A 12,552-nucleotide genomic window follows, 5' to 3' on the forward strand; every position below is an offset into this window, starting at 1 on the left:
ACTCTTTTTGTACAATCAGGCATGCTGGTTTTCTAGCATTTCACCTCTGCATTTTTACGTGCGTAGAAGTACCACAGCAAAGCCAGGGCTACAGCATAGAACACCAAGAAACCATATAAAGCAGCGTCTGGAGCACCTGTTGACTTAATCGACATACTAAATGATTTTGGAATAAAGAATTGCCCATAAGCCGCAATCGCTGATGTAAAACCGATGACTGGCGCCGCTTCCTTTGGCGGGAAAATCGTGGGCATCATACGTGTAACTGAACCATTACAAATCCCCGTCGTAAAGAAAATCACGATGAAACAGGCGAAGAATGCCCAGAAACTTTTCATATTCATGAAGTAAATAACACCAGCCGTAGCAGCAATCAACAGAATAACATTGTATAAGGTTACCTTTGCCCCACCTAGCTTATCTGCCAGCATACCACCCACTGGACGAACTAACGCACCTAATAAAGGTCCAATAAAAGCATATTGTAATGGATTTACTTCAGGAAATTGATGCTGTGTTAACAAGGGAAATGCTGTTGCAAAACCAATGAAAGACCCAAAGCTCATCGTATATAGGAATGAACAAATCCACATATGCTTACGTTTAAAAATAACCAATTGATCTTTAATAGATTGGGTCATGGGAAGGTTGCTCATACCAAACATAGCTGCAATGGTAGTCAGCAAGATAGGAATTACCCAGATGAACCCAGCGTTTTGTAGCCATAATTGCGTTGTCCCATTCGATTGTGGGCCACCACCAATAGCTCCAAATACGCTCATACCAATCACTATTGGCACTAAAAATTGCGCTACACTTACACCAAGGTTTCCAAGACCAGCATTTAAGCCCAAGGCAGAGCCTTTTCTCACTTGTGGAAAAAAGAAACTGATATTTGCCATGGAAGAAGCAAAATTACCACCACCGAAACCACACAAAATCGCGAGTAACGCCATCGTTTCATAAGATGTATTAGGATCTTGTACAGCAAATCCAATCCAAACTGCTGGAATTAATAGAGAAGCCGTACTAAATACGGTCCAATTGCGTCCACCGAAGATTGGAACAACGAATGCATACAAAATGCGCAATGTAGCTCCTGAAAGACCTGGAAGAGCTGCTAAGCTAAATAACTCATCTGGTGTATATTGAAAACCAACTTTATTAAGATTAACCGCAACAACTGACCAAATAGACCAAATACTAAAAGCAAGTAATAGGGCTGGAATAGATATCCAAAGATTTCGGCTCGCAATTTTTTTACCTGTAGATTCCCAAAATTCAGGATTCTCTGGTTCCCATTTCATCAAACCTTTTGTAGACATAGGCTACCTCCTCTAATATGTTGAAACACGCTCAATCCATGTTTTTTAATAAAATTGAACTCTTTCATAAGAACGACGTTTACATCACAAATCATACCCAACTGCTATTAGGTACTTTGTGATTTTCATCACATGATTTTGCGTGTTCACATTTTGTACAAGAATATCTATTCCTTTAGTATTTTTGAAAAATGAATAGACAAAGAAGCAAGACATGTCCTCATTATACATCCCTTGCTTCTTTGTCTATTTCCTATTTCCGATATCCTATTGAAAATACCCCGTTTGATTCTGTTCATAACCCTCTACCCATTTTGGAGGTATATACATACAAGACGGGTCGCTCGCCAAATAATCTTGCGTCATGGCATAAGCACGGGCGCGTGATCCTCCGCATACTTGATTGAAGTTGCAGACGCCACATTTGCCTGAGTAACCGTCAGGATTGCGCAATGCTTGGAACACTGTATGGTTACGGTATATATCTGCCAACGGAGTATCGCGCACATTTCCACAATCAATCGGTAAGAAACCGCTCGGGTGAACATCACCCACATGAGAAATGAACACAAATCCTTTACCGTCCGTAACTCCCCCAGCTGAACGTCCTAAATTGTCCATCCGTGTTACCTGGACTGGCTGTGTCTGCATGCTTTTTTGAGTTGCAAAATAAAGCGCTCGACGATAAGCGGGTGCTGCTGTAGTTTTGATGCTATAGCTAGCTATTTGACTCTTCTCAATCAACCAACGATAGATGCGCTCCTGCTCCATTGGCGATACCGCATCACTCGCTTGCCCTCTTCCCGTCGGAATTAAGAAGAATACACTCCACAGCACTGCGTCCCACTCTTCCACCATCTGGGACATTTCTTCTAGTAGATGGGCATTGTAGACAGAGATAGTCGTGTTTAACTGAACCGGCAAGCCATGCTTTCTTAGAGTCGCCAGTGATTTTACTGTGATATCATACGAACCAGGTGTTCCACGGAAGTAATCGTGTACATCTGCTGTGGGTCCATCTAAACTAAAAGCCCAACGTGATAGTCCAGCCTTCTTTGCTTTGACGATTGCTTTTTCTGTGACACGTGGCGTCGCGCTTGGAGACATGGAGACTCGCAATCCAATTTTCACCGCATAGTCGATTAATTCATACAAATCTTCACGCATTAATGGATCTCCGCCGGTAAAAACCAAAAGCGGATTGCCCATTGCTTTGATTTGATTCAAAACTTCCTTACCTTCTTCTGTACTCAGTTCATCTGGATGACGATTGGGCTGTGCAATCGCGCGACAGTGCAAACAACGCAAAGCACATGCACGCGTCACTTCCCAAATCACGATAAAAGGATTCTGGTCGTAATTCATTTGGTTCACTCCATTGGCATGATGGTATCTATTTATAGTGTTTGGAGATTGTCTGATACAAGCTATCTTTTTCAGCTAACGTCAGAAGCTTATTGGCCATCGGGTACAACACTCTATTCTCCTTAATCGTATGCTCTTCAAATAGCTCATCAAATTGCTTGAGTAAACAAACCATAGTAGATGTTTTTTGTTCTTGTAACACACACTGATTAAATTCTACCCCAAGTAGATCTGAAATCTCTAACAAACGGTGATGTTCCGATTTAATGAGCAGTAATGGCTCCTCCAATGTTGCTAGTCGATTCGTTAATGTAAAAAATAAAATATCATCCTCCACCATGATGTGCCGACGGAAATCTGTTTGAAGGAATTGAAGGAAACGATGCAAATCCTCATGTAATTCTTCATTCCATTTTGTACCATAACGAATGAGTGACAGAATATGCTTTAGTCTTCCATCTAGCTCGTTATGGTCATCATACAAATAGGAAAGCAAAATGTGTTCTTGTTTCTTTTTCATAGTGAAATCGCTCTCGTGTTCCAGCATACCAATCCCTCCTTGCTTCTTTTGATTGTAACGAAGTTGTCATTTCCAAGAAGTGATATTCGTCACAAAATAATTTCCAGCTATTTGCTAGAATAATGCCTGAAAGTTTGTACAAAGGCTTAGAGGAGGATATGATGATAGGACTTTCCAGTTTACTTGAAACAACTACGACCTTTGGAGATAAATTGCGTTATTCAGAAGCTTCTCGAAACCAAAAAACAGGGACGCATCAGGGGTCTGGACCTGTTGTAGCTTGGAATATTACAAAAACTTGTAATCTTCGCTGCTTACATTGTTATTCCAGTTCCGAAAATAAGAAATATGAAGGAGAGCTAAGCACAGAAGAAGCTCATGATTTAATTAATCAATTAGCAGATATGAAAGTACCTGTTATCCTGTTTTCTGGCGGCGAACCACTCATTCGACCCGATATCTTTGAATTAGCAGAACATGCTATTTCCAGAGGAATTCGTGTCACCTTTTCAACCAATGGCACACTAATCGACGAGAAAAAGGCACAACGCTTAAAAGATTTAGGTATTAGCTATGTTGGCATAAGCTTGGATGGTATGCAGGAGACACACGATTTTTTCCGTAAAAAAGAAGGTGCCTTTGATCTAGCCATCCGCGGAATTCGTAACTGCATGGCTGTAGGACAAAAGGTTGGGCTTCGCTTCACTATGAATAAACACAATATTGATTCCTTGCCAGATATTTTTAAACTGATTGAAGAAGAAAACATTCCACGCGTCTGTTTCTACCATCTCGTCTACGCAGGTCGTGGAGGGGTAGAGGATGATATTACTCATCAACAAACGCGAGAGGCTTTGGACTTTATTATCGAGAAAATTCATTATTTCCAAGAATCAGGACAACCTCGCGAAATTCTAACCGTGGATAATCATGCAGATGCAATCTATCTGTATCTAAAAGTGATGGAGACCAATCCTGAGCTAGCTGAACGGATCTGGGAAAAACTACAACGCAACGGTGGCAATCGTTCTGGTATCGCTTTTTGCAATATTGATCACCGTGGAATTGTACATCCTGATCAATTTAGTCAAGACATCGCGCTTGGCAATCTACGAGAACAATCTTTCGCAGAGATTTGGCAGGGAGAACATCCTATCCTCCTTGGATTGCGTGATCGAAAAACCAAGATTCACGGACGCTGTGCGACCTGTGACTACTTCTCCGTCTGTAACGGAAACTTCCGTCCTCGTGCCCAAGGGTTCTATGGAGATTTCTGGGCATCTGATCCACAATGCTATTTAACCGAGGATGAGATTCACTTCGCTACATCTGTTTAAAGCAAAAAGAGCTTTTGCCTTGTGCAAAGCTCTTTTTTGTACGACCAGATATAATTAGATTAGCTACTCTCTTTTTGGTTTATAAGCTAAGTTCCCTTTTATCCTGTCATTTATCTCCTGCGCTACGTGAATTTCCCGCAGGAAAAACGTAAGAAACAGAGCAAAAACGAGCAACCAGGTGCAATAATTTTAGGCAGGGCTGTTCCCACAATCGTTTGATTATGCCCATGATAGAAAACAAGCTTCTCCTAATCACATCCAATTACATCCATGAAAAATCCTACTCTAAATTAGCTTTCTTCTGAATATGAGTAAGTAGATAAACAACAAGGAGGTGGCTTTGTGACCATTTATGTTGTTCGACCTGGTGACAGTCTGTATCGAATCGCCAATCGCTATAATACCTCTGTAGAACAAATCGCCAACGATAATGACCTTAATCCTCAACAAATGCTGGTAGTAGGACAATCGCTCGTAATTGTCACTCCTAAGCAGTACAGGGTTCAGCCTGGTGATACGCTTTATCAAATCGGAATACGCTTTAATGTTTCTATTCAACAATTAGTAGCTGCAAATGGACTTTCTGCTTCAGAACCTCTCTATCCTGGTATGGTCTTAATCATCCCTTTGGCACCTAAGCCCATGATCGAAGTAAATGCCTACATAGAGCCTCGTAAAGACCTAGCTGTTACAGAACAGATTGCTCGTGAAGCAGTACCTTATCTAACATACATTGCTCCATTTAGCTACCAAATCAAACGGGATGGTACTCTTAGCTTACTTGCATTGGACGATTTACCTACTATCGCCGCTTCTAGTGGGGCCACCTTGATGATGGTGATAACTAATTTAGAAAATCATCAGTTTAGTGCGGAATTAGGCGGAGAAATTTTAAATGACGAGCAGAAACAAGATCGCTTGCTCGATGAAATTACACGGAAAGCGAAGGAATACGGATTCAGCGACATTCATTTTGATATTGAACACCTGTATCCCAAAGATCGAGAAGCTTACAATAAATTTTTACGAAAAGCAAGGGACCGCCTACATGCAAATGGTTACCTCATCTCTACGGCACTTGCTCCTAAAACAAGTGCCACCCAACAAGGACAATGGTATGAAGCCCATGACTACCGTACCCATGGTGAAATAGTTGATTTTGTGATTATCATGACCTATGAATGGGGATATAGTGGGGGACCTCCTATGGCTGTCTCACCAATAGGACCGGTGCGTCATGTACTGGAATATGCGCTAACTGAGATTCCTTCCAAAAAAATTATGATGGGACAAAATTTGTATGGCTATGACTGGACGCTACCTTACCGCCCTGGGGGTCAGTATGCAAAAGTAGTGAGTCCAAAAGAAGCGGTTAATCTTGCCCGTCGCTATCAACAATCCATTTTATATGATCAAGTTGCGCAGGCCCCTCACTTTCGGTATTACGATGAAAGAGGGCGTGAACATCAAGTCTGGTTTGAAGATGCCCGCTCCATGCGAGCTAAATTTTCTTTGTTACAAGAACTGGATTTACGAGGAATCAGCTATTGGAAATTAGGTATTCCATTTAAACAAAACTGGGTACTACTTGAACAGACCTTTCAAATTAAAAAATCATGATGCATCCTATTATGGATAAACTCAGCTTAGACTGTCGAGTTTTTCGACAGTCTTCTTTCGTTCGTTATGAGAAGAGATTTACCAATGGGAGTGTTTTTTCATGAAAAAAGTAGTTATCATTCTAATCAATAGCCTTACAATAACAAGCATGTTAGCCTATCCTGTATGTACGTCAACATCTTCCGTGCATGCTGCTACAATCATCACTCCCCTATCACCTGTGCTTACAAACTTTCAACAGCTTGTATCTACTAGGGCATTCGTTGATCAACATATCTCAACCGTTTCTAAAGAGGAAGCCATTCAACTCGTTCTTGGGTTGGAGCATTATTATGTCATGAATATAAAAATATGGAAAACAACTTATGAGCAGCCGTTGATACAAGGGAAATTAAAGATACTCGGAAAAAAGCACACTTTTTTGACAAGCTCATTCAACAGGATCCCTTGATAAAAAACCTTCAACATCAGGCTATGCAAGAAGGCTACAAACTCACTTGGAAGGGACAAACCATCCAACTCCTATCTGCTCAGCTATTTGAAAGGAATGCCGAAAAACCCTATTTATGAATAAACACACTGTTATTACAACCTAGTTTGCAGAGTTCCTATCGTCAAATCATTCGTGATTATCCTAAAAGTGTGACTGCTCTCCTATTACAAAATTATTTGCACATATTACAAAATACAAGCATGAAGATTGGAACCTACGACAAGCAGCAACACCTGGTGTACGCTCCAGCTGTTCGTCAGTTTTACGATAGCATTGAAAAAAGCATCGCTCCCTTATTGCACGGGCTTGTAGAAGGTGGCTTTTCAAAGTAACGGAAGCTTGCGTTCACCATGCCTCTTGAAGAGCATTTGCATCGAGTTGCAATAAGGCTTATCATACATTTTTTCCGCAAAAAAAGCTCTCTCGCCGGCTATAGCAATAACGAGAGAGCTTCCTTTTTATATGGATCACTATCTTAGGAATTAAAAGCGTGCTGCTCTTTCAAAGTGGTCGTTCCACCAGCCTTTAGACATGTTGCTGTAGGTTACGCCACCTTTCCCATATGTATGAAGAACTTTGTTATTTCCAGCGTAGATTCCTACGTGACCAATACGTTCAACAGAGCTCTTAGAGTATTTCATCGTTTTCTTTGTCGAGAAGAATACTAAGTCACCCACTTGTAGTTCACTACGTGAAATAGGCGTACCTTGTTTGTATTGGGAACGTGCTCCACCTGTACCCAAGTTGATTCCAGCCCCTTCTTTATAAGCCCACATCGTGAATGCGGAGCAATCCATCGTGCTCTTATCTTTACGACCAGAAGCGTATTTGTATGGGACTCCTAAATACTTTTCTCCCGCTGCAATAATCTTTTGACCAGTCGAAGCACTTGTAGCTTTTTGGCTCGTCTTGCTCGATTTGGATTTACTTGATTTGTCGGTATCTAATTCTCCAGCCTTATCAGCCAAATTCTCAACATCATTGTAGGTAGCATCCGAGCCATACAGATCGGCGTAATCCTCTCCAATAGCTACATTATCTTCCTCTATGCTATCATCACTGTTTATGTCTGTCTGATTGTCTTCCGTATCGTTTGTATCATCTGAAGTATCTACCAATGGAGTGTTCTCGTCAGCATCTTGCTTTGCTTTTGTAGCCTTCTTATCCTTTTTATGCTTCTTCTCGGCATTTTTGCAATCCTTCTTATCTTTAGATGAATAATCATAGCCATCCATGCTGTATGCATAAGCTGGCGATACATCATATTTGGTGCTGGCAAAGGCTTGTCCATCTGCTAACAGAGAACTTACCATCAGTACCGCTAAAGTTGAACTCATTTTCCATGTTATTTTCTTACTCATGTGTTATCCCCCTGTGATGTGAAATATTCCCTTGCAATGAATATCTTACAAGGATTCTCTGAGACTTCCAGTAGAAATTCATGAGAATTTGATGAGAATTGGTAAAAGGGGGACAAACTGGTTACACTACTACAGCTATACCTGTTTTTGGATGAACGTCATCATAGATATACAAGGTGAGGTGACAGGTAACATGAGTTCGCCAGACAACAAAGGGAGCTTTCTCTTAGTAGAAGATGAGAAAAACTTTGCTCGTTATTTACAATTAGAATTAATGAACGAGGGCTATGAAGTAGATGTCTGCCATGACGGGGCAATCGGACTTGATAAAGCCTTACAAAATGAATATGATCTCATTCTGTTGGATGTTATGATACCTCAACTCTCCGGTATTGAGGTATGTCGACGTATCCGGGAGACTGGAAGTGAAGTACCGATCGTCATGTTGACTGCGCGCAATGAAGTTCCTGATATTGTTGCTGGACTAGATAGCGGTGCCAACGATTATCTGACTAAGCCTTTTGCTATCGAGGAATTATTTGCCCGAATACGTGCTAATCTTCGCCCTGTTTTTGCCAAAAATCAAGAAATCATTCATCTCGATTCTCTTGAAATCCAAGTACAGAATCGTCGCGTATTCCGTGATACCAAGGAAATTCAGTTGACCCCACGAGAGTTTGATCTATTGTTGTATTTAGCCAATCATCAGGGACAAGCCTTGACGCGGGAACAATTGTTGACGGCTGTCTGGGGGTTCGATTTTATGGGCAATACCAATGTAGTCGATGTGTATATCCGCTACCTGCGCAATAAGATTGAACGAAAAAGATCAAAAAAATTAATCCATACCATTCGTGGTGTTGGCTACAGTTTGCGGGTGGAATAAATGCTAAAGAGACTAACTAGTCGCATGCCCACTTCCCTCACATGGCGTTTAACTGTCATTTTAACCACGGCAATGACCCTGTTTTTGTTATTCATGAATTTGTTCGTCTATATGTCTACCAGTAATTTGGTCTATGAATATGAACAGAAACAATTACAAAAGAAGGTTGTCACGATTTTAAATGAATTGCAGAAAGCGACGTTGGGCTATAAAACTACCAATCTAGAAGCTGTGAAAGAAGTATTATTAAAATATGCAGATGTTCACCAAGCCATTTTATTAGAAACCTCGAATAAGAAAACCCTGGCCTCTGTGATTGGCACGGGGTGGACAATAGAGGAAATAGGTGATCAAGAGAATGTTATTAGCTCCATGCAGACGGTTCAACTACCTGGGTTTTCTGATGTCCTCTTACTAACCATTATTCAGGACAATAAACAACTTCGTCCTATTTTTCGGATTCTTATTCAAATTCTTTGCTGGTCTGCTATCGCTACCTTTGTCATCTCAGCCATAGGTGTCTATCAATTGACCCAGATTGGATTACAACCCTTAACTCAATTGATTGAACAAATTCGGGCAAAAAAAGCTGAGGATTTACGGACACGTCTTCCAGTGATCACTAATGATGTAGAGATCAAAGATTTAGTCATAGCATTTAACTCCCTATTAGATCGTGTAGAGGATTCCTTTAGCAAACAACAACAGTTTATCGCAGATGCCTCTCATGAATTTAAAACACCCCTCGCCATCATTGAAGGCTATGCACGCTTACTTCAGCGTTGGGGAAAGCATAATCCAGAGGTACGGGATGAAGCACTCTCTGCTATGCTCCAAGAGTGTTCTCGCCTTTTTGATTTGATTGAAGATCTGTTATCGCTTGCTAAATTACAGGATAGTACCTCTGGGGAAGCTATTTTTTCCATTCAAGATATGGTTCCTTTATTAGAAGAGATTCGTTCAGCTTGGACAACGGTTTTTCCCAAACACCTTACGCTTCGATTTTCATGGAAAGCTCCTTTGAGACTCCCTATGAACACGGGTAAAATCCGTCAACTATTCGATATCCTGTTGGACAATGCCAAGAAGTACACAGAAGAAGGCTCCGTAGAGGTACATGTCTTCTCTACGGAAGCCTGGGTCGAGATTCATATTAGAGATTCTGGTGTAGGAATTCCTGATGCAGAACGGGCAAATGTATTCGAACGTTTTTATCGGGTAGATAAATCTCGCACACGTGAAAAAGGGGGTAGCGGACTTGGCCTATCTATCGCCAAATCAATTGTTGATTTGCACCATGGACGTATTGAGATGCGAAGAACGTCCACGGGAGGAACTGAGGTTGTGGTTTGGCTTCCTTGTTAAAAATATTCAATGCTCGTTCCACCATTAAAAACCTTAAACAGACTAACACAACTAAAGGAGAAATCACTATGACACACTTCGATCCTAATCTTCCTGTAACTCCATTTGATAATCCTACTAACCATTTAATTCCCGATTATGTCTCCATTGCTACTAACAGCGCGGTGGCAGGTAAAGCAGATACCGAAATTGGTGCTGGTGTATATGGTTCCAATCCAAAGGGAAATGGTGTTTGGGGAGTATCTGTATCTTCCAAACATTCTGGTGTATTAGGAGAAAATAGCGCGAAGGGTGGTGTTGGTGTCAAAGGGGAAAGCGAGGACTGGTACGGTGTTTATGGTACAGGATTTTACGGTGTCGCAGGGGTCGGTAAAAATATAGGGGTGTATGCTCATGGTGCAGAACTAGCGGGGTTATTTAAAGGCAATGTTGAGATAACCGAAAATCTAATTGTTCAAGGTGTCAATTTCCGAAACTTACTCCAACACATCTCTCGACTCGAAGAAGAAGTATCGAAACTTTTGGTTTCCGGCAGTGGTTCTTCAACTAACAGCCCTCGTCCACATCCTAACATTGGCACGAAACTTCTATGTCCCCCCTTTGGAAGTACGATGAATCTATGGGTTTTCGGTGGGGGATTTCAAGCATTTGAATCTGTAACCGTATTTATTACTATTTTGGTCAACAATCAGTTAACTAACTCGCTTCGTTTTTTCATACAAGCCAATAATAACGGATCTTTTGATACGACCGTGTCAGTTTTCTGTACTCCTGGCGTCATCACCACATTTAATGTAAAAGCCAAGGGTTCATCAAGTGGAGATTCTAATTTTACGGAAGTGTCCTGCTAAATTTAAAATACATACGAGACCCTCCTTTGATTACGCTGGAGGGTTTTAACTATGCTTGAATTGCTAAAAGCCTCCTCTCATCTCCATAAGTAACCTACCCAGAAAACAAATTTCCCGTCAATAATGATTGTAGCAGCTAGGACAAGCAATACAACGGCAGTTCGTACATCTAGTGAAATTGAAGATGCCAAGGCATGGTTGATAATGTATCAAATTTAACTTGGTTGTTAAGAAACCTTTTTTCATTTAAATCGTATTCTTAAGTAAAAAAATAAGGAGTTGCTAAGTATGCAATATAAAGCAGGAGACACACCCATTACTTGCCCGTGTTGTAACCATTCATTGTTTGACAAAGACTATCGTCAATTAAATTCAAGGGGAGCCACTTTTTTCGGATTGGATTGGGCTAATAAAGAGGCAACTATTCTTATTTGCAAGAGATGTTCGTACATCTTATGGTTCATGGATGAACCTTCATAAAAGTAATTTTTACATGAGCTGCCATCGTAGCTCGTTTTTTTGGGACTAATGTACATGAAGTCAATAAAATACGCCCCTCTTTCAAATAAGTGTCAAAGAGGATAGCCACATCCATCTTCAGATGAACAACTATCCTCTTCGTTATCATTTTGGTTTATTTTGTTGTAGCAGAAGACGCCAAAGGGGCATGGTAAACCCTATTTAAAATATAGGTTTGCACGAGCGAAAACACTCCACCCACCACCCAATACAATGGAAGTGCCGATGGTAAATTCATTCCTGCCATAAAGATCATGATCGGCATCATGTAATAGAAAATCTTCATATTATTGGCTCCCATTGCTGGAGTCATTTTAGTTGACAACATCGTTTGAAAAAAGGTCGTCGCTGCTGCTAATAACGGCAATATATAAAACGGATCGGCATGACCCAGGTTAAACCACATAAATGTATGATCCGCAATCTCTGGCATCCGACGAATTGCGAAGTAAAACGCCATTAAGATTGGCATTTGAACAAGAGCTGGCAGACAACCTGCCATCGGGTTAACGCCGCTTGTTTTGTACAGTTCCATCATTTCCATTTGCATTTTTTGCGCTTGCTTCGGGTCCTGATTGGAATTACTATATTTCTTTTTCAGTTTATCGATCTGCGGTTGTAGTCCTCGCATTGCAGCTCCACTTTTCATCTGCTTCATCATTAAAGGCAAGAGAATTGTACGAATCAACAGTGTCATGATGATAATCGCTAGACCATAATTACCATCAGTGAAATTGGCAGCGCCCTGAATTAACCAGGAGAACGGATAAACAAAAAAGTGATCCCAAATGCCCGGACTATTGGATGTTATGGGAGCTGTATTACTACACCCACTAAGCAACAACACCACGGCAACAAGTAAAAATACAGGTAATGATTTACGTACAGCTTTCATGAACAAATCCTCCTC

The 12,552-nt window shown here is 41.0% G+C and carries 12 protein-coding genes; 7 read left to right on the forward strand and 5 right to left on the reverse strand.

The window, feature by feature from the left end; translation table 11 throughout:
* Positions 1-32: 32 nt before the first annotated feature.
* The 3 genes from EEL30_20370 to EEL30_20380 all read right to left on the reverse strand — a co-directional run bounded on the left by EEL30_20370 (position 33) and on the right by EEL30_20380 (position 3,237).
* Complete coding sequence (locus EEL30_20370) at positions 33-1,325, reverse strand: NarK family nitrate/nitrite MFS transporter (protein QDX94431.1); 1,293 nt, start codon at positions 1,323-1,325, stop codon at positions 33-35.
* Positions 1,326-1,592: 267 nt separating this feature from the next.
* On the reverse strand, positions 1,593-2,690 hold the full coding sequence (locus tag EEL30_20375; protein QDX94432.1) for a TIGR04053 family radical SAM/SPASM domain-containing protein: 1,098 nt from the start codon (positions 2,688-2,690) through the stop codon (positions 1,593-1,595).
* A gap of 28 nt (positions 2,691-2,718) precedes the next feature.
* Positions 2,719-3,237 (reverse strand): cation-binding protein, encoded by a 519-nt coding sequence (locus EEL30_20380; GenBank protein ID QDX94433.1) that lies wholly within the window; start codon positions 3,235-3,237, stop codon positions 2,719-2,721.
* A 134-nt stretch (positions 3,238-3,371) separates the two neighbouring features.
* Here EEL30_20380 and EEL30_20385 point away from each other — a divergent pair, with 134 nt between their 5' ends.
* From EEL30_20385 to EEL30_20395, 3 genes are all read left to right on the forward strand, one after another.
* Positions 3,372-4,547 (forward strand): radical SAM protein, encoded by a 1,176-nt coding sequence (locus EEL30_20385; protein ID QDX94434.1) that lies wholly within the window; start codon positions 3,372-3,374, stop codon positions 4,545-4,547.
* A 342-nt stretch (positions 4,548-4,889) separates the two neighbouring features.
* Positions 4,890-6,167 carry a LysM peptidoglycan-binding domain-containing protein gene (locus EEL30_20390; protein ID QDX94435.1) on the forward strand — a complete coding sequence of 426 codons (1,278 nt, stop codon included), beginning with the start codon at positions 4,890-4,892 and terminating at the stop codon, positions 6,165-6,167.
* A gap of 100 nt (positions 6,168-6,267) precedes the next feature.
* The gene (locus tag EEL30_20395; protein QDX94436.1) at positions 6,268-6,618 is read left to right on the forward strand and encodes a hypothetical protein; all 351 of its coding nucleotides are present in this window, start codon (positions 6,268-6,270) and stop codon (positions 6,616-6,618) included.
* Between the two features lie 524 nt (positions 6,619-7,142).
* Here EEL30_20395 and EEL30_20400 read toward each other — a convergent pair.
* Positions 7,143-7,667 (reverse strand): peptidoglycan endopeptidase, encoded by a 525-nt coding sequence (locus EEL30_20400; protein ID QDX95836.1) that lies wholly within the window; start codon positions 7,665-7,667, stop codon positions 7,143-7,145.
* A 547-nt stretch (positions 7,668-8,214) separates the two neighbouring features.
* Here EEL30_20400 and EEL30_20405 point away from each other — a divergent pair.
* The 4 genes from EEL30_20405 to EEL30_20420 all read left to right on the forward strand — a co-directional run bounded on the left by EEL30_20405 (position 8,215) and on the right by EEL30_20420 (position 11,603).
* Positions 8,215-8,907, forward strand: a complete 693-nt coding sequence (locus EEL30_20405) for a DNA-binding response regulator (protein ID QDX94437.1) — start codon at positions 8,215-8,217, stop codon at positions 8,905-8,907.
* Positions 8,908-10,272 carry a sensor histidine kinase gene (locus EEL30_20410; GenBank protein QDX94438.1) on the forward strand — a complete coding sequence of 455 codons (1,365 nt, stop codon included), beginning with the start codon at positions 8,908-8,910 and terminating at the stop codon, positions 10,270-10,272.
* Between the two features lie 68 nt (positions 10,273-10,340).
* On the forward strand, positions 10,341-11,123 hold the full coding sequence (locus tag EEL30_20415; GenBank protein ID QDX94439.1) for a hypothetical protein: 783 nt from the start codon (positions 10,341-10,343) through the stop codon (positions 11,121-11,123).
* Between the two features lie 288 nt (positions 11,124-11,411).
* Positions 11,412-11,603: a hypothetical protein gene (locus tag EEL30_20420; protein ID QDX94440.1), complete on the forward strand. Its 192-nt coding sequence runs from the start codon at positions 11,412-11,414 to the stop codon at positions 11,601-11,603.
* Positions 11,604-11,757: 154 nt separating this feature from the next.
* Here the strand turns inward: EEL30_20420 and yidC are convergent, their stop codons facing one another.
* Positions 11,758-12,537 (reverse strand): membrane protein insertase YidC, encoded by a 780-nt coding sequence (gene yidC / locus EEL30_20425; GenBank protein QDX94441.1) that lies wholly within the window; start codon positions 12,535-12,537, stop codon positions 11,758-11,760.
* Positions 12,538-12,552: the final 15 nt, after the last annotated feature.

This window comes from Brevibacillus laterosporus (assembly GCA_007833815.1).
Taxonomy (GTDB): domain Bacteria; phylum Bacillota; class Bacilli; order Brevibacillales; family Brevibacillaceae; genus Brevibacillus_B; species Brevibacillus_B laterosporus_D.

What these genes read in the sequence shown, in the direction of transcription:
- EEL30_20370 (QDX94431.1), bottom strand. Translation starts at nt 1,325, where the DNA reads ATGTCTACAAAAGGTTTGATGAAATGGGAACCAGAGAATCCTGAATTT.
- EEL30_20375 (QDX94432.1), bottom strand. Translation starts at nt 2,690, where the DNA reads ATGAATTACGACCAGAATCCTTTTATCGTGATTTGGGAAGTGACGCGT.
- EEL30_20380 (QDX94433.1), bottom strand. Translation starts at nt 3,237, where the DNA reads ATGCTGGAACACGAGAGCGATTTCACTATGAAAAAGAAACAAGAACAC.
- EEL30_20385 (QDX94434.1), top strand. Translation starts at nt 3,372, where the DNA reads ATGATAGGACTTTCCAGTTTACTTGAAACAACTACGACCTTTGGAGAT.
- EEL30_20395 (QDX94436.1), top strand. Translation starts at nt 6,268, where the DNA reads ATGAAAAAAGTAGTTATCATTCTAATCAATAGCCTTACAATAACAAGC.
- EEL30_20405 (QDX94437.1), top strand. Translation starts at nt 8,215, where the DNA reads ATGAGTTCGCCAGACAACAAAGGGAGCTTTCTCTTAGTAGAAGATGAG.
- EEL30_20410 (QDX94438.1), top strand. Translation starts at nt 8,908, where the DNA reads ATGCTAAAGAGACTAACTAGTCGCATGCCCACTTCCCTCACATGGCGT.
- EEL30_20415 (QDX94439.1), top strand. Translation starts at nt 10,341, where the DNA reads ATGACACACTTCGATCCTAATCTTCCTGTAACTCCATTTGATAATCCT.
- EEL30_20420 (QDX94440.1), top strand. Translation starts at nt 11,412, where the DNA reads ATGCAATATAAAGCAGGAGACACACCCATTACTTGCCCGTGTTGTAAC.
- yidC (QDX94441.1), bottom strand. Translation starts at nt 12,537, where the DNA reads ATGAAAGCTGTACGTAAATCATTACCTGTATTTTTACTTGTTGCCGTG.